This is a genomic window from Paraburkholderia sp. BGA-UO-ETr-F12 (assembly GCF_059567945.1).
Genome location: NZ_JCAQOZ010000066.1, coordinates 397,706 through 422,376, shown reverse-complemented (window position 1 = coordinate 422,376; position 24,671 = coordinate 397,706). Strand labels below are relative to the sequence as shown.

24 protein-coding genes are annotated in these 24,671 nt (G+C 63.7%); 18 read left to right on the top strand and 6 right to left on the bottom strand.

Going from position 1 to position 24,671, the window contains the following annotated elements; all coding sequences use genetic code 11:
• Positions 1–152: 152 nt before the first annotated feature.
• The 4 genes from AC57B6_RS35505 to AC57B6_RS35490 all read right to left on the bottom strand — a co-directional run bounded on the left by AC57B6_RS35505 (position 153) and on the right by AC57B6_RS35490 (position 6,065).
• Positions 153–635 carry a DUF2147 domain-containing protein gene (locus AC57B6_RS35505; protein WP_028199723.1) on the bottom strand — a complete coding sequence of 161 codons (483 nt, stop codon included), beginning with the start codon at positions 633–635 and terminating at the stop codon, positions 153–155.
• A gap of 274 nt (positions 636–909) precedes the next feature.
• Entirely contained in the window at positions 910–2,619 is a 1,710-nt protein-coding gene (locus tag AC57B6_RS35500; RefSeq protein ID WP_028199722.1) for a ShlB/FhaC/HecB family hemolysin secretion/activation protein, read from the bottom strand.
• A gap of 247 nt (positions 2,620–2,866) precedes the next feature.
• Positions 2,867–4,318, bottom strand: a complete 1,452-nt coding sequence (locus AC57B6_RS35495) for a collagen-like triple helix repeat-containing protein (protein WP_496423069.1) — start codon at positions 4,316–4,318, stop codon at positions 2,867–2,869.
• Between the two features lie 184 nt (positions 4,319–4,502).
• Entirely contained in the window at positions 4,503–6,065 is a 1,563-nt protein-coding gene (locus tag AC57B6_RS35490) for a collagen-like triple helix repeat-containing protein (protein WP_496423068.1), read from the bottom strand.
• A gap of 658 nt (positions 6,066–6,723) precedes the next feature.
• Here AC57B6_RS35490 and AC57B6_RS35485 point away from each other — a divergent pair.
• The 14 genes from AC57B6_RS35485 (at position 6,724) to AC57B6_RS35420 (ending at position 20,645) form a co-directional block, all read left to right on the top strand.
• Complete coding sequence (locus AC57B6_RS35485; protein WP_046569763.1) at positions 6,724–6,903, top strand: Flp family type IVb pilin; 180 nt, start codon at positions 6,724–6,726, stop codon at positions 6,901–6,903.
• Positions 6,904–7,043: 140 nt separating this feature from the next.
• Positions 7,044–7,544: an A24 family peptidase gene (locus tag AC57B6_RS35480; RefSeq protein ID WP_046569759.1), complete on the top strand. Its 501-nt coding sequence runs from the start codon at positions 7,044–7,046 to the stop codon at positions 7,542–7,544.
• Positions 7,541–8,038, top strand: coding sequence for a TadE/TadG family type IV pilus assembly protein (locus AC57B6_RS35475; RefSeq protein ID WP_311732981.1), 498 nt, complete (start codon positions 7,541–7,543; stop codon positions 8,036–8,038). The genes AC57B6_RS35480 and AC57B6_RS35475 overlap by 4 nt, the downstream gene beginning before the upstream one ends.
• A 91-nt stretch (positions 8,039–8,129) precedes the next feature.
• Positions 8,130–9,074 (top strand): Flp pilus assembly protein CpaB, encoded by a 945-nt coding sequence (gene cpaB, locus AC57B6_RS35470; protein ID WP_028199716.1) that lies wholly within the window; start codon positions 8,130–8,132, stop codon positions 9,072–9,074.
• Between the two features lie 158 nt (positions 9,075–9,232).
• Positions 9,233–10,519, top strand: a complete 1,287-nt coding sequence (locus tag AC57B6_RS35465) for a type II and III secretion system protein family protein (protein ID WP_042276802.1) — start codon at positions 9,233–9,235, stop codon at positions 10,517–10,519.
• Between the two features lie 132 nt (positions 10,520–10,651).
• A complete protein-coding gene (locus tag AC57B6_RS35460; RefSeq protein WP_028199714.1) occupies positions 10,652–11,893 on the top strand; it encodes a fimbrial protein in 1,242 nt (413 codons plus the stop codon).
• Positions 11,894–11,896: 3 nt separating this feature from the next.
• Positions 11,897–13,300 carry a TadA family conjugal transfer-associated ATPase gene (locus AC57B6_RS35455; RefSeq protein WP_028199713.1) on the top strand — a complete coding sequence of 468 codons (1,404 nt, stop codon included), beginning with the start codon at positions 11,897–11,899 and terminating at the stop codon, positions 13,298–13,300.
• Positions 13,293–14,312 carry a type II secretion system F family protein gene (locus AC57B6_RS35450; RefSeq protein WP_496423067.1) on the top strand — a complete coding sequence of 340 codons (1,020 nt, stop codon included), beginning with the start codon at positions 13,293–13,295 and terminating at the stop codon, positions 14,310–14,312. The genes AC57B6_RS35455 and AC57B6_RS35450 overlap by 8 nt, the downstream gene beginning before the upstream one ends.
• Before the next feature lie 2 nt (positions 14,313–14,314).
• Complete coding sequence (locus AC57B6_RS35445) at positions 14,315–15,328, top strand: type II secretion system F family protein (RefSeq protein WP_496423154.1); 1,014 nt, start codon at positions 14,315–14,317, stop codon at positions 15,326–15,328.
• A gap of 10 nt (positions 15,329–15,338) precedes the next feature.
• The gene (locus AC57B6_RS35440; protein ID WP_046569756.1) at positions 15,339–16,226 is read left to right on the top strand and encodes a tetratricopeptide repeat protein; all 888 of its coding nucleotides are present in this window, start codon (positions 15,339–15,341) and stop codon (positions 16,224–16,226) included.
• A 48-nt stretch (positions 16,227–16,274) separates the two neighbouring features.
• A complete protein-coding gene (locus AC57B6_RS35435) occupies positions 16,275–16,658 on the top strand; it encodes a DUF3613 domain-containing protein (RefSeq protein ID WP_144195182.1) in 384 nt (127 codons plus the stop codon).
• 1 nt (position 16,659) lies between these two features.
• Positions 16,660–18,474 (top strand): TadG family pilus assembly protein, encoded by a 1,815-nt coding sequence (locus tag AC57B6_RS35430; RefSeq protein WP_042276753.1) that lies wholly within the window; start codon positions 16,660–16,662, stop codon positions 18,472–18,474.
• Between the two features lie 15 nt (positions 18,475–18,489).
• Positions 18,490–19,881: a sigma 54-interacting transcriptional regulator gene (locus AC57B6_RS35425; RefSeq protein WP_028199708.1), complete on the top strand. Its 1,392-nt coding sequence runs from the start codon at positions 18,490–18,492 to the stop codon at positions 19,879–19,881.
• Positions 19,882–19,928: 47 nt separating this feature from the next.
• Positions 19,929–20,645, top strand: a complete 717-nt coding sequence (locus AC57B6_RS35420) for a DUF2968 domain-containing protein (RefSeq protein WP_496423066.1) — start codon at positions 19,929–19,931, stop codon at positions 20,643–20,645.
• A gap of 594 nt (positions 20,646–21,239) precedes the next feature.
• Here AC57B6_RS35420 and AC57B6_RS35415 read toward each other — a convergent pair.
• Positions 21,240–21,431 carry a hypothetical protein gene (locus AC57B6_RS35415; protein ID WP_028198015.1) on the bottom strand — a complete coding sequence of 64 codons (192 nt, stop codon included), beginning with the start codon at positions 21,429–21,431 and terminating at the stop codon, positions 21,240–21,242.
• Positions 21,432–21,769: 338 nt separating this feature from the next.
• Between AC57B6_RS35415 and AC57B6_RS35410 the strand changes: the two genes are divergently transcribed.
• Positions 21,770–21,997: a hypothetical protein gene (locus AC57B6_RS35410; protein WP_028198016.1), complete on the top strand. Its 228-nt coding sequence runs from the start codon at positions 21,770–21,772 to the stop codon at positions 21,995–21,997.
• Between the two features lie 21 nt (positions 21,998–22,018).
• On the opposite strand, the gene hfq is transcribed toward AC57B6_RS35410, so the two are convergent.
• Complete coding sequence (hfq, locus tag AC57B6_RS35405) at positions 22,019–22,513, bottom strand: RNA chaperone Hfq (RefSeq protein ID WP_028198017.1); 495 nt, start codon at positions 22,511–22,513, stop codon at positions 22,019–22,021.
• A gap of 428 nt (positions 22,514–22,941) precedes the next feature.
• Between hfq and AC57B6_RS35400 the strand changes: the two genes are divergently transcribed.
• Genes AC57B6_RS35400 through AC57B6_RS35390 form a run of 3 tightly spaced genes read left to right on the top strand, consistent with a single transcriptional unit; the run spans position 22,942 to position 24,512 of the window.
• Entirely contained in the window at positions 22,942–23,088 is a 147-nt protein-coding gene (locus tag AC57B6_RS35400) for a hypothetical protein (protein WP_167440699.1), read from the top strand.
• A 15-nt stretch (positions 23,089–23,103) separates the two neighbouring features.
• Positions 23,104–23,646, top strand: coding sequence for a sigma-70 family RNA polymerase sigma factor (locus AC57B6_RS35395; RefSeq protein ID WP_028198018.1), 543 nt, complete (start codon positions 23,104–23,106; stop codon positions 23,644–23,646).
• Positions 23,646–24,512, top strand: a complete 867-nt coding sequence (locus tag AC57B6_RS35390) for an anti-sigma factor family protein (protein ID WP_046569747.1) — start codon at positions 23,646–23,648, stop codon at positions 24,510–24,512. Before AC57B6_RS35395 ends, AC57B6_RS35390 begins: the two co-directional genes overlap by 1 nt.
• Positions 24,513–24,671: the final 159 nt, after the last annotated feature.

Genomic DNA, 24,671 nt, shown 5'->3' with positions numbered 1-24,671 from the left:
AGCCAGGCTCAAACAAGAAACGGCCAGACGATCGCAATCGCTGGCCGTTTCTTGTGGCGCTATCAGGACTGCGGTAGTCGCCCTGATAGCGCATTAACTTCGCGCCGTATTTCAATCCCGTCGCAGGCGCCGTCGCCTGAACCACTCGCTCACTATTGCTGACGAATCCAGGTTTGCGAGCGGCCCAGCAGCGAAACGCCAATGTAGCCACGCACCACCAGCTTGTTCCCACCATCTTCCAGGTGCATCTTGCACTTGTAGACCTTGCCGTTTTCCGGGTCGAGAATCTGCCCGTTATCCCAACCGTCGCCGTCCTTTTTCATATCGTTGATGATCGTCATGCCGAGAATCAACTGGTCCTTGCGTGCATCCGTGCATTCGGTGCAGCGGCGATCCGGTTGATCGTTCGCATTGAGTCCCTTGATCACCTTGCCGTTCAGCGAGCCGTTGCTGTCCTGCGTAATCTGCACGAGTGCTTTCGGTTGGCCGGTGTGATCGTCGATGGTCTGCCATGTGCCGACCGGCGAATCGGTTTGTGCCATCGCCGTGATGGCGCTGACGAGAAGCACGCCGGCGAGGGCGGCATGTTTGGCTGTGCGAAGCGCGATCGTGCGCGCGTGTTGAGTGAATTGCATGGTTGTCTTCCTCCTTGATTAAAGACGGCGCGATCATGGTCGCGCGGCGTTATTAACATCTCGGACATCTCGGGCGGTTTTCAACTTCCAGTCGCCGTGATGCCTGGTGTATCCGGCATGGCCCTCAGGTTCAGCTTCGGCTACATCGTTCTGCGGCTCGCGGCTCGAATGCCGCAGGCTGCATATCACCAGCGCAGAATACGTGAAGTGCGCGTGAAAGTGCGCGCGCCTTTTGATAGTGGAACCTCTAATCAGGACGCGGCACTGTCGGGCCTCAGTTCAACTGATACGAGAACGTCGCGTTGATGCGTGGGCTGCGTGACGTGCTCTCCACCGGCGCGTCGCCGATTGCCTTGGCTACCGACAGGTCCAGGCTGTAATACTTCGCGTCCGAGATCCGGAATCCGAATGCAATCGACGACAGCCTCGACGGCGACGGCGTTCCCGCGTGCAGGTAGACGCGAGCCATGTCGAACGACACGTAGGGCGTGAAGGTGCGCAGATAGGTGAAGCCCGGTGTAAACCCCCGGTTGACTTCGAACATCGCGCCCCAGCCCGAATCGCCCGATGCTTCACCCGGTTGATAACCCTGCGCGAAGCGTTGCGCGCCGAACGAGATCTGTTCCGACGTCGGCAGCGAGACGGCGCTGTATTGGCCGGTCAACGAAACCGCGGTGCCGATCTTCAAAGGCCACTCGTTGGTTTGCGAAAAGCTTGCGCCGGTCCGCACGAAGTTAATCGACGCCGGATTCGTGACGGTAGTGCCGGGCACGTTCGTGTCGCCGGATTTCGATGCCCCGAGAATGTCGAACGCCTTTGCCACCGTGACGCTCGCGCGCCGTACCTGGCCGGTTTCCACGTTCACGTAATCGGCCTGCAGTTGCAACACCCGCACCTGCGAGCGAAAGCCGATCTGCGCGCCGGTCTGCTGGTTGTTGTACCTGTCCTCGTCGTGCGACGCGTAGACGGAGGCCGTGCCGATCACGCTTTGCTTGTTGTTCAGCAGGATCGGGTAGGCCAGCGAGCCGCCGATCTTGTCGTTGATGACCGTGCGCTGGATATAGGAGGGCAGGCCCGGGTTGTCCACCGGATTGCCGCGATAGTGCGTTGCGTCGATCTTTCCGATCAAGCCGTTGCTGCCGATCGGCACCGTGGCGTGGGCGGCGAGATAGGTGACGTTGTCACGGCCCTTCGGCAGCAAGGCCGACACGCTCAGTTGTTCGCCAAGCGCGGTGAGGCCATTCTCGGTGGCGGTCAGCAAGCCTTGCACGCCGGGGTGGTTGAAGTCGATGCCGGTGCTGACGTCGAACGGTTTGCGATCGACATTCAGTTCGAGCGTCGTGGCGCCGTCGGTATTTTGCGGCGGCGGCACGTTGGCCGCGACCTTCACGCCGGGCAGCAGGCCCAGCACATTGACGTAACGCTCGAAGGTGGCGCGCCTGAGCGGCCGGTCGGCGACGATGTGATCCGCGATCGCACGGATCTTGTCTTCCACCGCCCCCGCCTTGCCTGTCACCTTGACCGTGGAGACATAGCCTTCCACCACCGTCACGCGTACCACGCCGCCCTCGAAGGTCTGCGCGGGAATGAACGCGAACGAGAGCGCGTAGCCGCGATCCTGATACAGCTTGGTGACGCCATTGGCGACCTGAATCAGATCGCCAATCGTGGTGTCCTTGCCGACGAGCGGCGTGAAGCGTTGCGCGACTTCATCGAACGGAATGGATTTCACGCCCTCGACCTGAATTTTGGAGGGCGTCAGATGGCGGGCCAGCAGTTCCTGAAGTTGCGGGGCTTGCGGTGCAACCTGCATGGTCACGTTCGGGCCCTTGTCGGGTGCCTTGATCTGCGGCAGCGAATCGAGTGGGTTGCCGCCGACTGTCGGGCCAGCCGGGCGTGACTGCGCTTGTGCGTCTACCTGCATCGCGCTTGCCGCAAGCGCGGCGAGCAGAAGGGTCCATTTACTACCGTACCCGAGTTTCATCGGATTTTCCTCGTATGCCGTTCTTGTCTTGCGGACGCGCCGCCTGGCCGGGCTGGTCGCGATCGCTTATGTGTGGCTCGACGCATACTGCCATGCTTGCATGTATTACGTCACGTGCTCCGTTGGGCTTGAGCATCATCTGCGCAAGCGCGGAGCACGTGATAAGGCGAGTTGCCATGCGCACTGTGTAACGGGGCGTCAGAAACGACGTCCTATGCACGCGGCATCGATCGGCAACTTATGCGGACTACTTATGGCTCACCGGCACCAGGCCGCCGAGCAGGGTCGTCAAGCCGCCTGTTGCGCTGCTCGAGTTGCCCGAACTGCTCGTCGAGCCTGCCGCCGAACTGAGCGCGCCGGTCAACTGGCCGACGAGGGCGGTTACGGGGGCGAGCGGGCCGCCGCTGCTGCCCGAGGTGCTGCTGGTCACGCCGGAGAGCGCGCCGGTCAGCGACGACAGCGGATTCGATGCGCTACCCGTGCCGCCCAACCCACCCAATCCGCCCAACGTCGAAGTCAGCGAACTCAAAGGCGTGCCGCCCAGTAGAGAGGTCAGCGAACCGAGCGGCGAGCCGCCCGTTCCCGAGGTCAGCGCGCTCAGGGGCGTGCCGCCCAGTGCCGAGCTCAGGCCTGCCAGCGGTGTGCCGCCGAGCAGGGTCGAGACCGAGCCGAGCGGGTTGTTGCCGAGCCCGAGACTCGCGAGCGTGTTTTGCAGCGGGCCGAACGGGCTGCCGTTGGCGGGCGGCCCATTGACGACGGCGACGTTGGTGCTGCCAACGAGGCTCGTAATCAAGCCGGGAATCGGATTCGCGCCATTCGGGCCGTTCGGATTGACGAGGCCGCCGGCGTTCGTCACCGTGTTGCCGAGCGAGCTGACCAGATTGCCGACATCGGCGCCGAGCGGATTCTTCGTCGTCGCGCCGACTTGCGTGCCGGCCGAACTCACCGCGCCGCCGATTTGCGCAAGCAGGCCACCGACCGGCGCGCCGAGGCCGGTCTGCGTGCCGACCGCCTGCGTCACGAGCCCGGCGGTCTGCACGATCGGCGTGATGGCGGTGCTAAGCGGCTGGGTGATCTGTTGCACCGGCACCGAGGCCAGCGTATTGCCGAGCGTCGCGCCACCCGCGTTCAGCGCGCCGGCGGTGGTGGAAAGCACGCCTGCCAACGGCGTCGTGAGCGGCGACAGCGGCGCGAGATTGCCGGTGCCGAGGCCACCGACCGTCGTGCTCAGACCCTGCACGACACCGCTCGTCGAGCTGACCACCGAGCCGAGTCCGGCGACCGTGGTGCCGACCGGATTGGAGGTCACGCCGATTTGCCCGACGCCGTCGCTCACCGCATTGGCGAGCGAATTCAGCGTGGTGCTGGTACTCGAGACTGCGTTGCCGAGACCTTGCGTGACTTGCGGGCTGAGGCCCGGAATGGTCTGCGAGGCGATCGTGTTGCCGAGGTCGCTGGTGGTCTTTGCCGCGGCGGTGGCAACGCCGTTGGTGCTCGACGTCGAGGTGGTGGGCGGGCCGCCGCTGGTCGTACCGCCGCCGCCGGCACTACCGCTGCCGGACGCGCTCGATGGCACAGTGACGCCATTGCCGCCACATGCGGCGAGCAAGCCTGTGACCGCTACGACGATCAACGGTGCGCGCAACGACGACACGGTCGCGCCTGCCGCATGGAGAGAAAAAAAACGTTGGGTGGACATGTGTGCTCCTCAGTGTCTCAGTGTCTTCTGGATGTCGTGTGCGTTGTTTCCGTGCGCCGGTGTAACGGGTGTTTGAGCGGCGCGGCTCAATTCAGCCAGGTTCCGGCAGAGCCGGAGTACAGCGGGCGGGCCGCACTCCGGGTACTGGTGACCGCGCTTCTTTCGACGGCTGCGACCGCATGGCTTACTTCTTCCCACCCAGACCGCCGAGCAGGCCGCCGAGGAGCGACGTCACCGGGGCGAGCGGGTTGCTGGCCGACGACCCCTTGCCGCTGGTGCTCGACAGCGAGAGACCGGGGCTCGAGGCGGTCGAGGTGGTGCTGGTCGTCGCGGCCGGCGTGGCGGCTGCGGTGGTGACGCCGCCGAGCGCACCGGTCACGCTCGAGAGCAGGCCGGTAACCGGGGCAAGCGGGCTGCTGCTGCCACCGGTCGCGCTGCTCAGGCCGTTGGTCACGCTCGAGAGCAGACCGGTAACAGGTGCCAGCGGGCTGCTGCCGCTCGAGGCGCCGCCAAGGCTGCCCGTCACGCTGCCGAGCAAGCCGGTAACCGGAGCGAGCGGGCTGCTGCTGGAGCCGGAGCCGCCGGTCAAGCCGCCGAGTACGCTGGTGAGCGGAGCGAGTGGGCTGCTGCTGGAGCCGGAGCCGCCGGTCAAGCCGCCGAGTACGCTGGTGAGCGGAGCGAGCGGGCCGCTGCTGGAGCCGCCGGTCAAGCCGCCGAGCACGCTGGTGAGCGGAGCGAGCGGATTGCCGCTGGTGCCGCCGGTGAGCAGACCGCCCAACGATGCGACCGTGGTGCCCGTATCGGTGACCGTATGGCCAAGAGCGGCTGTGATCGGATTGCCGCCGGTTGTGCCGATCAGCGTGCCGGCCTTGCCGAGGCCACCGCCGAGTGTCGAGAGCAGGCCGTTCAGCGGTGCGCCGAGGCCCGTCGTGTTGCCGACAGTCTGCGTGGTCGCTGCGACCATCGAGGTAATCGGGGTGATCGCGGTGCTGAGCGTTTGCGTGATCTGCTGAACCGGACCTGTCGAGAGTGCGGTGGTGAGCGTGCTGCCTGCGTTGGTCACGGCACCGCCGAGCGTATCGACGACACCGCCGAGCGGGGTGGTGACCGCTGCCAACGGCGCGAGCGGGCCGCTGCCGAGACTCGTCACGAGGTTGCCCGCGTCCGTCACGGCGCCGCCGACATGACCGACCACACCACCGAGGCTCGAGACCGTTGTGCCGACCGCGTTACCGCCGCTGCCGAGTTGGCCGAGTCCTTGGGATACGCCGTTGCCGAGCGTCGATACTGCCGAACCGACTTGCTGCACGATGCCGCCGGCGGCCTGGGTGGTTTGCGAGCTGACGCCGGGCAGGTTTTGCGAGCCGATCACGGTGCCGATGCTCGAGACCGTCGCGCCGACATCGCTGACCACGCCGCTGGAATTGCCGATGACTGTGCCGAGCGCATTCGCGACCGGGGTTGTGCCTGTTCCCGTTCCGCTGTCCGTACCCGAGCTGCTTCCCGAATTGGCGCTGCCGGAGGTGGAGCCGGAACCGCCCGAGCCCATCGAGCCGCTGCCGCTGGTGCCCCCGGTGCCGCTGGTGGTGGACAGGGTGCCGCCGGCGGAACCGCTGCCGGTGCTGTTGCTGCCGGTACCGGAACTAAGGGTTCCGGAGCCCCCGCAAGCGCCAAGAGAAAGCATCGCAGCCACGCTGGCCGCAATCAGGGTTGTTCGTACTGTAGTGTTGGCCGTTTGAATGTTCATGTCGCCCTCGCATCGCATGTGTTATTGGGTGTTGCTGCGTGCCTATCTCTGCATGAGCCGTGCCATTTCGACTGAGTAATGCAGGATATTTTTTTACTGAAGGGCGTGAAGCCATATCTGATATGGCTTTGCGAGGAATTGATGGAGTGCCCGCTAACTCGGATATAGCGTGCGAATATCAATCCGCTAAACGTTTGCGGGGGCTGCGTAACGTAACGAGCCGCGCGCGCCGTTACGAAACACGGCGTAACGCAAGCGCAGCGCGAGGGTTTCTTGCGCTTGAAACGTTCTGTTCAAACAAATAATTAGTGCAGCGAATCTAACTCATGGTTATTCCTATGTGCTGCAACGCACGAACTGCCGTTAACCTGAGTACGACACCAAAACGCATATGGTGTGGGGCTAAGGGCAGCGGACAATTGCTTAAATATGATTGTTCGGCTATAAAACCCGAAAGCATCAAGGATTGACGAGGGAGGTGCGTAATCGAACAGACAGCTACCAGACATCTGTTTTATTGAAGCCGGCTGCAAGGCGGTGCTTCTGCGGCGCAACAAGCAGGGCCAGGAATGAGAGACCAATGGTCCGTAGCGCGCAAGACTCCGTCATCCGAAGCAGCACGTAAACAAACGAAATAAATGAAAGTCCGAGGGTAAAAATGAAAAAGTTCACACAACGCTTCCTGAGAGATAACAAGGGCGTAACGGCCATCGAGTATGGGCTTATCGCGGGGTTGGTTGTACTCGTCATTGTCACGGCGGTAACAAACATCGGCACGAATCTTTCGACCGTGCTGACTAACGTCGCGACCAAGATCGCGACCGCTCCAGCAGCGTAAAAGGCATTCTGTAAACGTCCCGCGGGGTAGTCGGCGGTTTTTGTTCGTTCGCTTCGCAGGCGTTTCTTCATGCATCGCCAATTGGCTTATGCGAATTGCATTGCAATTCGCATGGCGTTGCTTCGCCTGTCGAGTGTCAAATGAATGTCTCTGTCGGTATTTTGTTATTTATTGCCTGGGCTGCGGTAGTCGCTGTAAGTGACTGCCGCAGTCGGCGTATTTCCAATTCAGTTGTCGTCGCCGGTTTGGTGGCGGCATTCGGCTGCGCGTTTCTTCAATGCGGGCCATTTGGCGTTTCGCTCACTCAGGCAGGTATTGGAGTGGTGGTCGGTTTGGCCGCGTTGTTGCCGTTTTTCGCGTTCGGTGTCATGGGCGCGGCCGACGTCAAGGTGTTCGCCGTTCTCGGTGCGTGGTGCGGCATGCATGCATTGCTCGGTTTATGGATGGCGGCCAGTTTCGCGGCGGCCGTGCATGCGCTCTGGTTATTGATCACGACCCGCACGCGACTCGCCGGTCTGCTCCGGTCTCACGGCGTAACTTTCGAGTTGGCCGGGAAGCCTTCGACGCCGTATGCCGCATGTCTCACGGCAGCCGCCAGTGTATGGCTTGTGCTGCAAGGGTTGGCCGGGGGGCTTCGGTGAAATCGCCAGCTACCCAGTCGGCGAGCGTGCCCCTCACGCGCACCCAGGTGTGCCGCCTGCGCGCACAACGGGGCGCCACCGCAATCGAATTCGCGATGCTGTTCCCGCTGTTCTTCATCATTCTGTACGCGATTGTTACCTTCAGTCTGATCTTCGTCGCGCAGCAGAACCTGACGCTTGCAGCGGAAGAAGGCGCGCGCGCGGCGCTGAACTGGCAGGCTAATACGTCGATGCAAACCGCGCTTGTTAATCGCGGCAACGCCGCTTGTGCCGCGGCAAAGCTGGTGATTGCATCACTGGTGCAGTCCGCGCGTTGCACGTCTTCGTCGGCGCCCTGCGGTCCCAATAACACCATGCAGTGCGTGAATGTCGTGCTGGCTTACGACTATCAGTCCAGTCCACTTGTGCCGAGCCTGCCACTAATGAATGTGACGTTACCCACCTCCCTGTCGAGCAGCGCCACGGTACAACTCAACCCGGAGAACATTCAGTGACGTACGCGCCGGCTCCCAGCTTTTATGTTCGTCCATGCGGGTGCGAACGCTTGCCCGCCGCGGCATTGTTTAACCGTAGCAGTGAGTCGTCATGCCGAATCTGACAAAAATTCTTGCAGGGGTGCTGATCGCAGCCGCGTTGCTGCTCGGGCTGTTCGCGTGGATGCTGTCGCGCCGCCCGGCGCCCGTTGCCGTGACTCCTGCAGTGCAGGCGAGCTTCCCGGTGGTGGTGGCGACCCACGCGCTGCCCGCAGGCAAGCCGATTACCGTCGACGAACTGCGTGTGCAGTCGCTGCCGATCAATCCGAACGGGGCCTTTACCGACCCGGCGCAACTGGCCGGCCGCGTGCCGAACGCGGAAATCGGTGCGGACTCGCCGGTGCTTGAAACCCAACTGTCGTCTGGGCTCGCGGAGCGTGTCGAGCCGGGCGAGCGGGCGTTGGCGGTGAGGGTCGACGAAGGCAATGCGGTCGGCAACCGATTGCGGCCCGGTAATTTTGTCGATGTGTTTTTCACGCTCAAGCGCGACGGCGCTATTGGCAACGGCGGTGAAATAGATCGTACTCAGGCGCGCTTGCTGATGTCGAAAGTGCGCGTGCTCGCGTTCGGCAATGCGACCACAAGCAGTGACAACCCGGGTGACCCGAACGGCATGGTGCGCACCGCGGTGCTGGCCGTGCCGGTCGCCGACGTGGACCGCCTGACGCTCGCGGAAAGCGCTGGCCGTTTGATCTTCGCGTTGCGCAATCCCAAGGATGCCGAAGTAGTCGATCAGAATGCGTTGCCGGCCTATCCCACCGTGTTGAAAACGGCAGCGGTGGCCGGCGCAAGCGCGCCGCTGCAGGATTCGACTCGCGCCGCGGCGGGCGTGTCGCTGGATGCCTTGTCGGGAAGCGGCAATTCGGCAGGCGCGGGTGTACGGCCGGCGCTGCCGCATATACCGCTGCCGCCGACGCGGGTTGCGGGTAACACCAATAGTACAAAGAGCGGTATCGAAGTGATACGGGGTGGGCGCGCCGAGACGGTCGCCTGGTAAGCAGTTTCAGGGAGCGGGCGGCCGGACGCGTCCAAAACTACATGACAGAACGGAATTTTGTTTTCGGAAAAGCGGCGTGGCTCGGGTTGGCCTTGCTCGGCCTGTCGGCTGCGACTGATGCGGCGGGTCCGGTGGTGCAGCGGGGGCAATCTTCACAGATGTCCGACGCGGCGCAAGCTGCGTACTCGCAGACCATCGACCTGAAGGTCGGCGCGCAGCAGTCGCTCGCACCCGGCCGCACGTTGAAGCGTGTCGCGATCGGTGACCCTGCGGTGGCCGACGTGCTGATTATCAAGGGTGACAAGCGTGGCGGCGTGCTGCTGGTTGGCAAAGCAGCGGGCACGACCAACCTGATGTTATGGACCAGTGATCGCGAAGCGCCGCTGACCTACACGGTCAACGTCATCACGCCGGCCGCGGCCTCGCTGCTTGGGCCCGATACGCCGGCCGTCAAGGTGCTGGGCAGCACGGCGGTGGTCTCGGGCTCGGCCGCGACGATGGAGGCGCACCAGCGCGCCGTGGTCGCTGCGGAAGGTTCGCTAGGCAAGGACGGCGCGGTGTTCGACACCTCGTCGGTGGCGAGCCGCGCGGTGGTGCAGGTCGATGTGCGGGTGGTCGAGTTCAGCCGCTCGGTGCTCAAGGAAGTGGGTTTTAACTTCTTCAAGCAGAACAACGGCTTTACGTTCGGCTCGTTTGCACCGTCGGCACTGAACTCGCTTTCGGCAACCGCGGGGCAGGCGCCCCAAATGACAAGTTCGACGCCGATTTCGTCCGCGTTCAACCTGGTTTTCAACTCAGCCACGCATGGACTGTTCGCGAACCTGAGCCTGCTGGAGAGCAACAATCTTGCACGCGTGCTGGCCGAGCCGACACTCGTGGCCTTATCCGGGCAGAGCGCGAGTTTCCTTGCCGGTGGCGAGATACCGATTCCGGTTCCGCAGGCACTCGGTTCGACCTCGATCGAATTCAAGCCCTATGGGGTCGGGCTCACGCTGACGCCGACCGTATTGAGTCCGCAACGCATTGCGTTGAAGGTAGCGCCGGAGGCGAGCCAACTCGACTTCTCCAACGCCGTGACGATTAGCGGCGTGTCGGTGCCCGCGTTCACCACGCGCCGTGCCGACACTACGGTCGAACTCGGCGACGGCGAGAGTTTCGTGATCGGCGGCCTGATCGACCGCGAGACCGCATCGAATGTCGCGAAGGTGCCTTTGCTCGGCGACCTGCCGGTGATCGGCACCTTCTTCAAGCAACTGAATTACCAGCAGAACGAGAAGGAGCTGGTGATCATCGTGACGCCGCATCTGGTGTCGCCGTTCGCGAAGGGCGCGGCCTTGCCGACGACGCCGGGCGAGCAGTCCGAACAGCGTAACGCCCCGGTGTGGCGCTCGCTGATCGGTGGCGTGGCGGCGACGCATGATGCGGCGCCGGGATTTTCGAAGTGAAGCCGGCGGGCGCCCGAACGGCGCGCCGGATCGGTGGAGCAGTGAGCCAGCAGGCACGCGAGCAGCGTAGGCCGGCTGGCAGGCAGTACGACGCGGCGGCTTGGCAGCCAATGCCGCAAAAGGATGTTCAACATGAACGCGAGAACGCATTCATTGACTGAAAGGGCGGTCACCGACTATTTCGTGTTCGCGTCGCTAGCCGACGCGCACGTGCATTGGCTCGCCGATACGCTGGTGGGAGCTGGCGTGGTCGAAGCGGCCACACTCGATCCCTCGATGTTGATGCAGCGCATTGCGGCGTTGAACCCGTCGCTGGTGTTCGTCGATTTTTCCGGTGGCCGTGCCGCCGCGGCGAGCGCTGCGGCGAGTGCGGTGCGCGCAGCTTATCCCGGCATGCAGATCGTCGCGCTCGGATCGCTCGCTGAGCCTGAAAGCGCGCTGGCCGCGTTGCGTGCCGGCGTGCGCGATTTTATCGATGTGTCCGCTCCGGCCGAAGATGCGTTGCGCATTACACGCCAGGTATTGGACAACCTTGTCGAACCGGTCAGCCGCCATGGACACGTCACCGCGCTACTGGGCGCGCGCATCGGCATGGGGGTCAGCACGCTGGCCGCGAACCTCGCCGTGATGTTGCAGCGGCGCGACGTCGCGCAAGGCCGGCAAGCCGCTTTGCTCGATCTCGGCCTGCCCGCTGGTGACGGCTCGTTGCTTCTGAACACGCGTAGCGAATTCAATTTCGTCGAAGCCGTGCGCAATCTGCGCCGCTTCGACCAGACTTTCGTGCACACCGCGCTGTCCCATCATTCGAGCGGTCTCGCGCTCACCACGTTGCCGCCCAATCTCGCCGATATGCGCGAGGTCTCGTATTCGTCGTCGATCGGCTTGCTGAACCGGCTGCGCGCGTTCTTCGATCAACAGATCGTCGATCTCGGCGGTTTCACCAACAGCGAGTTCATCGCTCACGTCGTGCAGGCCGCCGACGAAACCTGGCTGGTGTGCGATCAGGGTGTGGCCTCGATCGTATCGGCGGTCGGCGTGCTCGACGCGTTGCGCGAGGAAGGGGTGGACACGGCGAATGTGCAACTGATCGTCAACAAGTTCGACGCCGACCTCGGGCTCGCCGCCGCGCAGATTGCGCAGCGGCTGGAAATTCCGTTGCTGGCCAGTTTGCCGGAGCGGCGCATCACGCTTGGGCAGGCGGTCAATCAGGGACATCTGCTGGCCGATGCCGCCGCGCGCGACCCCTACGTGCGCGCGCTCGAACCCTTGATCGAACGACTCGGCGGCGCGGCGCGCGCAACCTCGCAAGCAGGCAGCAAATCCGCGCTGGGCGCGCTCAAGCGCTTCATTCCAACCACTTACAAGCGGTCATAGACGATGGCAAAAGAAATCGAATTTGCCGACGACGCGCCCTCGTTCGCGCATAGCCAGCAGTTCCAGGACATCAAGAACGCGGCGCACGAGCATCTGCTCACGCGGATCGAGGAACTCGGTTCCGAATTCGGCCGCTGGTCGCGCAATGCGATCAACCAGTTCGTCGATCTGGAGATGGATAGTTTCGTGCGGCTGCGCCGGATACCGATCAACGAGAGCGAAGTCAGGCTGATTGCCGAGGCGCTGACCAAGGAACTGGCGGGCTTCGGGCCGATCGAGGATCTGCTCGCCGATCCGGCGGTCGAGGATATTCTGATCAACGGCTACAACGACGTGTACGTGTCGCGGCACGGCATCCTGACCAGGATTCAGGTGCGCTTTGCCGACAACGCGCACTTGTTGCGGATCGTGCGGCGCATTCTCGCGCCGATCGGACGGCGTCTGGACGAATCGAACCCAATGGTCGACGCGCGCCTGCCGAACGGTGGGCGGGTGAATGTGGTGATCGAACCGCTGTCGATCGACGGGCCGATCGTCTCGATCCGTAAATTCCGCAAAGATCCGATGCGTCCGGAGGATCTGCTCGCGAACGGCACCTACAACCCGGAAATCGGCGCGCTGCTCGATGCGGCGGTCGCCGCGCGCTGCAACATCCTGGTGTCCGGCGGCACGAGTTCGGGCAAGACCTCGCTGCTCAATGCGCTGGCGTTTCACATTCCCGAGCCGGAGCGGGTCGTGACGATTGAGGACACGGCCGAACTGTCGCTGAATCACCCGCACGTGGTGCGGCTCGAAAGCCGTCCGGGCGGCTTCGACGGCGCGGGTGTCGTGACCATTCGAGACCTGTTGCGCAATACCCTGCGGATGCGGCCGGACCGCATCATCGTCGGCGAAGTGCGCGGCGGTGAGGTGCTCGAAATGCTGCAGGCAATGAACACCGGCCACGACGGCTCGATGGGCACCGTGCACGCCAGCTCGCCGCGCGAATGCCTGTACCGGCTCGAAATGCTGGCGGGTTTCGCGGGTTTCCAGGGTACGGAGTCGAGCCTGCGCCGGCAGATCGCGAACGCGATCGACTTCATCGTGCAGATCGGACGGCTTTCCAACGGGCGCCGGCGGATTCTTTCGATTACCGAAGTCACCGGTCTGTCGGACAACATCATCGCGACGCAGGAGCTATATCGGTATGAGGCGATCGCGACCGCCGAAGGCGAGGAACTCGATAACTGGGTCTCGCTTGGCATCCATCCGCACTCGCCGAAGCTGACGCGTTTCCGTCAGGCGTTGGGCGGCGGCGAAGCGCAGAACGGCTTCGGCAACGCGGGCTTTGGCAGCAGTGGCGGCGGTTTCGGCGGTGGTGGCTTCGGCGGCGGTAGTGGCGGTTTCGGCGGAGGCTTCAATGTCTAGCGCGGTACTGGTCTTCGCGGCGCTTGCGCTGCTGTGCGCGGCGCTCGCGTTGCTGTTGTGGCAGCGTGGCACGCAACGCAAAGACCAGATGAGCACTGAACGCTATATCGATAGCCGTATGGCGGTGGCGATGCCGGGTGGCTTCGCGAGCGGGTCGGCGGGCAATCCGCGCGCTGCGGCTGCGCGCGCCGGCTCTGCGCCTGTCGCGATCGCACCTCAAGCTCTGCCGGCCGACGCGGACTGGCTCGCGCAATGGCGCTACCTGCAGGCGCGGGTTCGCTTCATGTTGCAACACGCGATGGCTCGCGCGGGCGTTGCCCAGTCCAAGGGGCCGGTCGCGATCACCTGCACGATCGTGTTGTTGCTGTGTACCTGGGCGGCGTTGGTGGGTGGTTTGCTGGCGGTCGGCGCGACGCTGATTGCGTGCGTGATGTTCATTTATTTTCTGCTGTCGGTGCGCGCGAACAAGCGCCGTCAACTGATCGTGCGGCAACTGCCGCTGTTCCTCGACGGCATCGTGCGTCTGATTACGCTCGGCAACAGCGTACCTGCCGCGTTTCAGGCGGCGTTGCAAAGCACTGAAGCGCCGCTGCGCGAATGCCTGGACTACGTGTCGCGAATGCTGCGCACCGGCGTCGAGATCGATCGTGCGCTTTCGCAGGTTGCGGTGATCTATGGCGTGCGTGAGCTCGAACTGGTTGGCGCGGTGCTGCGGCTGTCGGTCAAATACGGCGGTCGTGCCGACGTGATGCTCGACCGCATGGCCTCGTTCATGCGCGATCTCGAACAGGCCGAGCGCGAACTCGTGGCGATGTCGGCGGAAACGCGGCTGTCGTCGTGGGTGCTGGCGATGCTGCCGATCGGCATTGGCGGTTTTCTGATTCTTTCCAATCCGAGTTATTTCGCCTCGATGTGGTTCGACCCAACCGGGCGCTTCCTGGTCTATCTGGCGTTCGGCTTGCAGGTGGTCGGCGCCTATATGTTGTATCGCCTCGCAAGGCTGAGGACATGACGATGCAAGCCCATCAACTCGTTGCTCTGGCGCTGGCGCTCGCCGCGTTCGCGCTGCTACTGCTTGCCGCGCTGGTGCTGGCGCGCGTTGCCGCCGTGCGGCGCAGCGAACGCACGCTGAGGCACGCGCTCGACGAACGCGCGTTGCAGACCGCAGCGGCGGCTGTCTCGGTGGCTGCACGCGGCGCTGAGGGCGTTCAGGGCGACGCGAAAGTTGTCCGGCATAACGTGCAGCCAAAGGGTTTCAAAGGCTTGCTCGAGCGCTTCGCGCACACCGGAGTTCGTTGGCTCGACACACCTTTTGGCCGACAGATCGTTGCCGAAGAAGACCGTCGGCTGCTTGAGCAATGCGGTTTCATCGATACGCGCACGCGTGGCCTATTTCTGGTGGCGCGGCTCGTGGGCGCGCTGGTGCTACCTGCGCTGGCCGGCACCCTGGCGCACGATTATCTGGATGGCTCGCGCCTCGTCGTGCTTGTGGTCATCTCGGCCGTCATGGGCTTCATGCTGCCGAAGATCCTACTCAGGCGGCGCGCCGGCAAGCGCCGCGCCGGCGTGGTCGACGAATTGCCGTTGCTGGTCGATTTGTTGCGCCTGCTGCAGGGCGTGGGTTTGTCGCTCGATCAGAGCCTGCAGGTGATGGTCAACGATTTCCGCTCGATGCTGCCGGTGCTGTCGAGCGAGCTGGAAATCGCACAGCGTCAGTTTGCGACAGGTCGTACTCGCGAGCAGTCGCTGAACCGGCTCGCTTCCAGTTATGACAATGAAGATTTGCGCGCCGTCGTGCGCCTGCTGGTGCAGGTCGATCGGCACGGTGGCGCCGTGCAGGAACCGCTCAAGCAGTTCGGCGACCGTCTGCGCGAAACACGCCGGGCGATGTTGCGCGAGCGCATTGGCCGCCTCGCCGTGAAGATGACCGGGGTGATGATCGTCACGCTGCTACCCGCGCTGATGATTGTCACAGCCGGCCCGGGCGTGCTGGCTGTTCAGCATTCACTACTCTCGATGCAACGGTAAGGAATTTGCAATGGCTCACCGTCTACCGTTCGAATTCCGGGTGTGTTCCACACGGACCGCGCGACGCGCCGCGCGCTGCGCTGCGGCGTTGGCCATGTTGTCCCTGCTTGGCGCGTGCGCGTCCAAAGACGTCACGGGCTATGGCGTTGGCGCGCAGGCCGAGCGTGCGGCGATGGCCCAGCAGGCCAATCGGGATCCCGCGCCGGACACGCCCGGCATGTACCTTGGCCTGATCGACCAGATGCAGTCGCAGGGGCTTTACTTCGCTTCGCTTGCGCATATCGACGCGTACGAAAAGCAGTACGGCGTCAGCCCCGACACGATTTTGCTGCGCGCGGACGCTTTGCGCATGACCGATCAGCCTGAGGCTGCCGCGACTGCTTACGGTGAACTGCTGAAGACGCCGCTCGCCGCGCGCGGCTATCGCGGACGCGGCCTGATCGCCGGCGCGGCCGGCGACTTTGCGCACGCGGCGCAGGAACTGCAGCAGGCGGTGCAGCTCGCGCCGACCGATGCGGCCACGCTGTCGGATCTCGGTTATGCGCGATTGCGTAACGGCGACGTGAATGGCGCGCGCGTGCCGCTCATGAAGGCAGCCGAGCTCGATCAGAACAATCCGAAGGTCGTCAGCAACATGGTGCTTTATCTGCTCGCCAATGGCGACCAGGCGCAGGCGCTGGCGGTGATGAACCAGCAGAAGTTCACGCCTGACGTGCGTGCGGCGATTCGCAACGATGCGGCGAAAGTGGCCGCGGCGGGGCGCGCGCTGTCCCGCGGGTCGCAGACGCAACCACAACAACAGGTCGGGCAGACGGGATCAGTCGTCAGCACCGGCACGGTCGCGAGTGCACAGGGTATCGAGCCGGCGCCGCGCGTCTTGCAGCGTTTCGCGCAGTGAGCGCGCGATGGGCGTGGCGTGACCGATCAGGTAATCAGGGGAGTTGAGATGAATAGCGGAATAACGAAGCGGAGCTGGGCAGCGGCGATGCTGTGCTTCGGCATGGCAATGGGAATGATTGCTCCTGCGGTTGCGCAGACGAACGACGCCGCTCAGCCGGTTGAGACCGCACCGCCGGTCCGCGTGAGCGAGGTGGGTCACTCGACCCGCGCGTGGCTCGACCTGCAAAGCAGCAACACGGCGGCTGCACCGGCGCTCCCTATGCTGGGCGCCGAAGCCGGGCTTGCCTATCGCCGCTACATGGAATCGTTCAAGAGCAAGATTCCCGATCTTTACGGTTCCGCGTTGAATTCCGGCAGCGGTGGTAGCGGTGGTGCCGGTGGCGCGATGAGTGCGACCGGTGGCAGCGGCCCTGGCGGCGGTACGAACTGACATGAGCAATTGTTCGACCTTTACCGTGGCCGCTCGCCATCCGCGCTTGCTTCGCGCGCGGCGCGGCGGCGCGCCGCTGTCCGGCGCACGCCGCCAGCATGGCGCGATCGCGGTTCTGGCGGTGATCTGGCTGAGCATCGCGATAGCGGCGCTCGGCGCGATCGACATTGGCAATGTGTATTTCGTGCGCAGGCAGTTGCAGCGCACCGCGGATCTGGCGGCGATGGCGGCGGTCCAGGTTATCAGCACGTCCGGCGGCTGCGCGACGGCGACCACGGCCGCGCAGCAGAATGCCACGTCCAACGGTTTCGCCGTCAACGGTACCGGCGCCACCCTCAGCACGACCTGCGGACGCTGGGATACGACCACCAGTAGCTACTTCGGCACGACGGGCAACCCGCTCAACGCGGTGCAGGTGCAGGCGACTCAGGTCGTACCTTATTTCTTCCTTGGGCCGTCGCGCACCGTGCAGGCGACCGCTACCGCATTCGCATCCAACATCGATGCGTTCTCTCTCGGCACCGGCATCGCGACGATCAATACGCAACAATCGGCGCTGCTCAATGCGATTCTGGGTGGGTTGCTGAATACGAGCGTGTCGCTCAGCGTGGGTGACACGCAGAGCCTGGCGACCGCGCATATCAAGCTGGGCGATTTGATGGCGGCGCTAGGCGCGTCGACGATGCAAGGCTTGCTCGCTACGACGGTGACTTATCAGCAGCTGATGGTCGCGATGGTCACCGCGTTACAGGCGGGCGGAGACACCGTCAACGCGGCGATTTTGCAGACGTTGGCCGTTGCCGTTCCTGGTGGTCAGAACATCACGGTTGGGGATAACGGCCCCTCGGCGCCTGGCTTGCTTGCGCTTGGGCTGGCCAATCCGAATGCCGCGACGACCGCCACGATCAATGCATTCGATGCGGTAATGGTCGCCGCGCAGATCGCGCAGCGTCCGGACCCAATGACCGGCAAGGCACCTGTGATCAACGTAACGGCAGGGCTGCTCGGGGCGGCCGGGATTTCCTTGCAGGTCATCAACCCACCGGTGCTGGCGGTAGGCGAGGGGGGCACTGTGGGGACGGCCGCCAATGCACCGTGGCGCACGGAGGCGCGCACGGCGGTAGTCAACTTGAGCGTGAACTTGCTACCGGCGATATTCCCGACATTGTCCATTGGAGTTCCGGGCCTGTCCGTTACCGTCGCCGCACTGAACACGCCGCTCGTAGTGTCGGCGACAGTCGGCAAAGGCGTCGCCGATCTGGTCTCGGTGGACTGTGAAAGCACGAAGGCCGCCACCAACGCGGTGATCCGGGTTACACCAAGTGTTGCAACGGTGTGCCTTGGTGCAAATTCAACGTGCGGAGGCACCGTTAACGTAGCATCGGTAAATGCCGTTGTGCTAGGAGCCAACATCACGGTAGCGAATGTGGCTCTCAACGGTATTGGACCACTGACATTCGGGCCCGGTGCTCAGACCTTGCCACCGTTTAACGGTTCTACCGGAAGCTTTGACTCTACCCAGACGGTTAATTCGAACCAGCTTGGTACTGGATTGGGAACCTTCACTGGCCAGCTACTCACGGCGTTGGCAAAGCCCGGCGCACTACAGGTCGGCGTTGCAGCGATCGATCTCTCCCTATTGCTTCAACCGATTGTCTCCGGTCTTGCGACGGCCCTCGCGACCGCGCTTACCCCTATTCTTTCGAGCCTCGACAACATCCTCGTCCCAACGCTTGCGTTGTTGGGCGCACAAGTCGGCACCGCCACAGTCCACAACATGTCGCTGACGTGCGGCGTCGCGCAACTGGTCAACTAGCGTAACCAAGACAAGATGAGAACCAACCCCAAAATCGAGGAACTCGATATCTACGTCTGGGAGGGCAAGGCCGACATCGTCGACCGGGTCGCGCGCTGCATGGCGAGCTTCGATGTCGAAGTGATCCGCGCGGACGATATCGCGATCTCGCCTGAACGGACTGCCTTGCGGCCGTCGCTCGCGATCATCAGCGTCTCGGTGATCGACAGCGGCGCGCTGCTCATGCGCGACTGGCAAGCCGCGCACGGCATTCCCGTCGTGTGGGTCGGCGCCGCGCCGCGCGACCACGATCCGGCCACGTACCCGTCCGACTATTCGCACATCCTGCCGCTCGACTTCACCTGTGCCGAATTGCGCGGCATGGTGATGAAGCTGGTGCTGCAATTGCGCGCGCACAGTGCCAAGACGCACGAGTCGGACGCGATGATCGCCAACTCCGAGTGCATGCAGGCGCTGCTGCACGAAGTCGACACGTTTGCCGATTGCGACACGAGCGTGCTGGTGCACGGCGAAACCGGCGTCGGCAAGGAGCGCATTGCGCAGCTGCTGCACGAAAAACATACCCGCTACGGCCAGGGGCCGTTCGTCGCGGTGAACTGCGGTGCGATTCCGGACGGTTTGTTCGAATCGCTGTTCTTCGGCCACTCGAAAGGCTCGTTCACGGGCGCGGTGGTCGCGCACAAGGGCTACTTCGAACAGGCCGACGGCGGCACGCTGTTTCTCGACGAAATCGGCGATTTGCCGCTCTACCAGCAAGTCAAGCTGTTGCGTGTGCTCGAAGACAGCGCGGTCACGCGTATCGGTTCGGCCACGCCGGTGAAGCTCGATTTCCGGCTGGTCGCGGCGACCAACAAGCATCTGCCGCAACTGGTCAAGGACGGCACTTTCCGCGCCGATCTGTACTACCGGCTGGCCGTGATCGAGTTGAAAATTCCGTCGCTCGAAGAGCGGGGCGCGGTCGACAAGATTGCGATCTTCAAGGCGTTCATCGCGCAGGTGGTCGGCAGCGAGCGGCTTGCCGGCCTTCCCGACCTTCCATACTGGCTCGCCGATGCGGTGGCCGACACGTATTTCCCCGGCAATGTGCGCGAACTGCGCAACCTGGCCGAGCGGATCGGCGTGACGGTGCGCCAGATCGGCGCGTGGGACGCGGCGCGCCTGCAACGGCTGCTCGCGCTCGCGCGCACCAGCCAGCCGGTGCCGGCCGAGAGCGCCGCCGAGGTGCTGGTGGATCGCAGCAAATGGGACATGGCCGAGCGTAATCGCGTGCTGGCCGCGCTGGATGCAAACGGTTGGCGCCGGCAGGATACGGCGCTGTACCTGGGTATTAGCCGCAAGGTTTTGTGGGAGAAGATGCGCAAGTACCAAATTTTTGACGAAGAGCCCGAAACCCGCGAAAGTGAGTAATAATGAGACGGTTGTACTAAAACAAAAACTGTTCAAGCAGGATTTACATGGACCGAAAGTCGAAACTACGGCAGATTGCCCTGGCCGCATACATCGCGATGGGGGCCGTGCAGGGCGTGAATGCGCAGGCTTTGCCGGATAGTGGGGGGAGCGCTGGCGTCGTTTCCCAGCCGGGCGCGACGACGGCTTTGCCGGCCAATACAGCGGCTGGACAGGCGCAGACGAACGCATTGACGCCAGACGAAGCGAGGCAATCTGCGGCGGGCAATGTAGCGGAATTGCAGCAGATGATCCGCGGCTCGGATCTGAGCGAATTGCGCACGACGTACAACGGCAGCTACGGAGCGAGCTTGCTGTTTTACGGCAAGGAGATGACGTACTACGTGGCGTTGTTCCAGCAGAAGAATTTCTGGCGCGTCATCAAGACGCAGGACGCTGCGCGTGCCGACATGATTTACAAGGATTTTGTACGTCAGACGCTGCAACTGTCCGATGTCGAGATTCGCCGCACGCAACTGGAGGCGCAGAAGGCGTTCACGGAGCGCATGATCGCCTTGTCGCAGGACCGTGCAAACCGTTTGCAGGCTGACCTTGACGTCGCACGTCAGCAGCAGACCATTGTGACGAATCAGCAATCGCAGACCCGCGCCGAAGCAACCGCGCTGGCTCAGCAGAAGGCTGCTGCGCAGGACCAGCTGCGCGCCGCGCAACGCCAGGTTCGCGAACTGCAGCGTCAACTGGAATCCGGCTTGCCGACGCACTAAGCGCGCCAGCCGGGAGACGGGGAGACAGAAAATGGGAGGGCGGCGCGAAAGCGCCGCCCGACTCATTGGATGTGCAGGACGCACGGGGCGTACACGCCGTGCAAGCCGTCTGACAACGCGGCCACCTATCCACCGGCCCAAACGGCGTTTCCGAAGCCCCTCAGCGGCCGGGCCGCAATCCCCATTTCCGCAGCACTTTGGCGCCAGGCGACCATCAACATACCCACCTGATCTCCGCAATTGCCACCAGACGATCACATACCCGTGGTTTCCCAGGCATACCCATCCGCGACGCACGCAGTGCGGAGTGGGAGCTGATGAGTGCGTTGTCACTAGCGGGGAGTGTGCGAGTGCACGGATTCCAGATGCACCACTACCGTGGCTGCGCGGGGGACCCGCTTATGAGCTGGCGGTGTAAAGCCGCTTTCTTTTGCCTACTTTTCTTTGCGGCAGGCAAAGAAAAGTAGGTGCCGCCCCGCACAGGGGCAACACTAATAGACCACTAGCGCAACAAGGAAAGGCCAACAACCCTCGACGGGCGCAAAGAACCAACAAAAAACCAACCAAAAACAGCGCCCGCGCGAAGCCACACGGCTAATGCCGCTTCTTCCCTCCGGAGGAGGATTCCTTGTCCCCTGCCGAACGCTTTGCGTCACCCACATCAACGGCGATCGGATCACTCGCAGGAAAGCTTTCCTCGAGCGCTTCATCGAGCCGCTCTTCGAGGGACTCGGCGGGCTGGGCAGTTTCTTTGGGATGAGATGCCTGTTGCTTCTGCTTGGTCATAACGTGCTCCGTTAGAAGAAAAGCCAACAGTTCAGCATAGCGCAAAGCGAGCCCACGCGAGCATCAGCCGAGCATCAGCCGAACGACCAGACCACTCTCCAGCAGCCAGTTCCTTCAAATCCAGAACCCGAAGAAACCAGACAACAGAACAACAGAAAAAAACAAAAGTTAAAACCATCCCGCATCAAGTCGTTTTCCGAGTGTCGCCTGACAACAAAAAGCATCCGCCGGCCACACCGGCGGGCAGACCGCACGGCATACCGTGCACGGGCAACAGGGCAGCATCCAGCTCGGGAGGGGAGCAAACAGAAGCAGCGAACACCAAGGCAGCGAACGAAATGGACCGAAAAAACGCTCCGCGCGCGCAGCGCTTCAACGCGTCACACGTGGTGGAAGCCGAACTGGAACACCTGGATTGGGCGACACGGCAACCGGCACTGCACATGCTGGACGCCGGGTACTGGCGGCGCCGCGTGCTGGCGGTCAAAGGCGGATTTGAGCTGACGGACTTGCAGGTAATGCGGCTGGAGAAGATTTTGCAGCGGCTCGGCTATCCGTCGGAGTAGCCAGGCCGCTGCGGCGGCGATTTATTCGTTGCCGCCGCCGTTGCCACCATGATTGCCGCCGCCATGGTTGCCATTGTCGCCGCCGCCCGTGCCGAACAGGCGCCGGCGGCGTGTTACCACCACCGGGCCGTCGGACGTGCTGCTGCTACGATCGGGCGCGGGGCGATCCGAGGCCGGCGCGCCGTACGACTCGCGCGGCTCACGCGGTTCGCGTGGCTCACGATGGTCACGCGGTTCACGTGAGCCGTGCGGGCCGCGCGTGGTGTGCTCACCGTGCGAAGGCCGCCCGGCTCGCGGTGCCGGACGGGTGCCGGTGTCGAGCTGGATCGTCGAGATCGCGCGCTTGTAGATGCCTTGCAGGCCGACAGGCGTGCGCAGCATCACCAGATACTGATCGAACGACTCGATGCACCCCGTCAGGCGAATGCCGTTGACAAGGTAAATCTCGACGCGCTTTCGTTCTTTGCGCGCAGCGTTCATGAAATCGTTTTGCGGATGCGATTCTGCGGAAGCCATGGACAATTCAGGTTAGGTAAAACGGTTGTTCGCCGCGATTCTACCCTGTGTGGGGGCGGAACGCGTCGGGGGCCGAACTCCGTCCACTATAACGGCTTGCGCGCACATAAGCATCTGATAACTATTGACTGTAACGTTGAGTTACGAATCTGCGGACGAATAGCGCTTTCTTCCGCCACGTTCGGTCGGGCCACGGCTGGTCGGGCCACGTTCGGTTGTGCCACGGTTGGTCGGGCCGCGCGCGGTCGGACCCGCGCTCGGCGCGCCCGATGCGCTTGGCCGAAAAAGAAAGTGCCCGATGTCGCCGTATGTGGAATAAATCACCGTCCGCTCGCGTTAATCCAGGCATGGCGGCGCTGCATATCGCACGCAGCCGGTCGGATTCCCGGCTTGCAGGCACCGGCCGGGGGTTCATCAGGAGACTCACCATGAAATTATCCCGGATTTTCTCCGCTGCTTTCGTGCTGCTGGCGCTCGCGCTCGGCTCGCTTGCCACCAGCGCCTGCACCTCCGCCGCGACCGACAACAGCGCTTCGGGCAGCAGTGGGAGCTCGGGCAGCAGCGGCGGCTACTGAGCGTTGCCGCGCCGGGTGAATTTCGAAGCCGAAGTGATTTCGTGGCTCCCGCAGTTGCGCCGCTATGCGCGCGCGCTGACGGGCGACCGCGCGTGGGCCGACGACCTCGTGCAGGATACGGCGGAGCGCGCACTCGCACGCTGGGCGGCGTTCCGTCCGAACAGCAATTTGCGGGCGTGGCTGCTGACCATCCTGCGGCATCTTTACATCGATCAGTTGCGCGGCCGCCGCGAGATTGCCGTCGACGACGAAAGCGCGCCATGGCGCACTCTCGAAGCACCGCATGGCGAGGTCGATGGCCTGGTCTTGCGCGATCTTCAGCGTGCGCTGTATTGCCTGCCGGTCGAACAACGCGAAGTGCTGCTGCTGGTTTGCGTGGAGGAACTGTCATATCAGGAAGCGTCGAAGGCGCTCGGCGTTCCGATCGGCACGGTGATGTCGCGGTTGTCGCGCGCGCGGGAACATATGCGCGTTCTGATGACGGATGGGCCGCTCGAAGGGGACGCCGTTGGATTGGCGCGTAAAGTCCCGCCGCTGAAAGTAGTGAGAAATCCGTGATGAATAACGACCACGATTCCGGCTTGCCCGAGGGGCCCGATCTGCGAATGCTGTCGGCGTTTGTCGACGGCGAGTTGCCGCCTGCCGAGCGCGCCGCGATCGAGGCGCAACTGGCCCGGCAACCTCAGGCCGCCGCGCGGGTGGCCGCGTGGCGCGCGCAGAAAGCGGCGCTGCAGGCGCTGTGCGGGGCATCGACGCGCAACCGTGAGCCCGAGCTCGATGAGCACGGTGCAAGCGCTGGCGGGGCCGAGCAGAGCGACGCCGGTGAGCCGGCCTTCATCGTGGTGCGGCGGCCGACGCCATGGTGGCAGCGCGCTGGCCTCGCCGCTTGCTGGCTCGCGGCCGGCGCGGGTCTGGCGCTCGCGCTCGGGCCGCTTGCGCCGCGTCTGACGGGCGGCGCGTGGAACGGTCTGGGCGGCCAGCCGCCGAGCTTCGCCGAGCGCGCCGACATCGCCTATGCCGTGTACACGCCCGAGAAGCGTCACCCTGTTGAAGTCGCCGCGAACGAGGAAGAGCATCTGATCAGCTGGCTGTCCAAGCGCCTGAACCGGCCGCTGTCGGTGCCGTCGTTGCAGGAGTACGGTTATTCGCTGGTGGGGGGGCGGTTGTTGCCCGGCGAAGCGGGACCGGCCGCGCAGTTCATGTACGAAAATCGCAGCGGCGAGCGCCTCACGCTGTACATCACGGGTATTTCTCGCGACGAAACCGCCTTCCGCCTGTTCCGCGACGGCAACCGCCGGACCTTCTACTGGGTCAGCGACCGTATGGGTTATGCGTTGTCCGGACCGATTGCGGAGGACAAGCTGCGCTCGATCGCGATCGAAGTGTGCAGCGCGCTTGGCGGCAAACCGGAAACCTGGCAGTAGCGCCGCAAGCACGGCAGGCGCCGGCGCCAGGCCCACCTCGGCCATGAGATATCGCGTGCAACACGTCGTAACAGAAACGTGTGGCACCCGCCCACGCTGCAGGAATAGTGCCGCGCGGCGCTTCGTTTACTCGCTGCAGGACCCTGTTGCCCGGCACTT